The sequence below is a fragment of the Curtobacterium sp. 179-B 9B NHS genome, from assembly GCF_045370965.1.
In the GTDB taxonomy this organism is placed as follows: domain Bacteria; phylum Actinomycetota; class Actinomycetes; order Actinomycetales; family Microbacteriaceae; genus Curtobacterium.
The window spans coordinates 50,285-51,358 of record NZ_JBIQDQ010000020.1; the positions used below are offsets into that span (position 1 = coordinate 50,285).

Here is a 1,074-nt window from a genome sequence, read left to right on the forward strand (position 1 = left end):
GTGCACCACGATCCACCCGTTGACAGCGAACCCGTTGCCTCGGCGCTGATCGTGTCGGAAGACGTCGCGCTCGCGGTGATGGTCGCCGTCGTACTCGAGCGCGATACGGAGCTGTGGCCAGCACATGTCCACCCGTCCGAGGAACGTACCGCGCTCATCGAACACCTCGTGGTTGAGCTCGGGCTCCGGGAAGCCTGCATCAACGACGTCGAGGCGGATCAGCGTCTCCATGGGTGACTCGCTCCCCGGACGCACGGCATCGAGTGCAGCCCGCGCGAGAACGACCCCGTGCCCGCGGGGACGGAGCGCACGCGCGAGATCCTCGATCGTGGCGAGTCCCGCCCGTCCGACGAGGTGGTCGCCGAGGACGACGAGCGCTCGGAAGTCGAAGAGGGTCGCGCACTCGGCCCAGGCGCGGGCCGGCGTGCTGACCGGGAGGCCGTCCTGCTCGACGGTGTCGTCGTCGGCCACACGATGGGCCAAGACACCCGGACGCCGCATGAGGCTCCCTCCGCCGATGGTCGCCACGTGTACCCGCGACCCTTCGCGGTGTTCCCTCGGCGCCGGCGCTCCCCACACGCTGACTGCGGTCGTGTGGCTGAACCGCTGGTCGGGGCGGAGCACCAGGGCGATGCAGTCGACCAGGCTCGCGTCGCGGTCGCGAGGCACGCGGACGCCGTGGACGGGGCGCCGGAGATCAGCGCGGCGCATGCGGCTCGTACCCTCGCCGTACCGACGAGCTTGTGCGACGGTGAAGGCCCGTTCCGCGAGGCCGTTCGGCAGTGCGCGCGGAGTGGTCATGCTCGCATCCTGGAGGCGTACGACACCACCCGAGCCAGAGGCGGGCGCACCTGTGGAGAACGACCGCAGCCGAGCCTCCCGTGCGGGAGAAGCCCCTGCGTCCCGGTAGCACGACATGCCGCGCGCGGTCGTTGCGGGCGCACGACCTGCCGTCGCAGTCGAACCTGAGCGGCAAGTCTTGCGACCGAAACCGAGCCAGGGCTGCCCGGCCCGGCCCGCCCCCCGCCCGCCCAGTAAAATATAAACATCTGACGCTGCCCACGACAACACTAA

The 1,074-nt window shown here is 70.3% G+C and carries 1 protein-coding gene; it reads right to left on the reverse strand.

What is annotated here, in order from left to right; genetic code table 11:
• A partial coding sequence (locus tag ACH0A8_RS14470) for a hypothetical protein (protein ID WP_406907426.1) occupies positions 1 to 624 on the reverse strand: 624 nt, incomplete at its 3' end.
• Positions 625 to 1,074 lie beyond the last annotated feature (450 nt).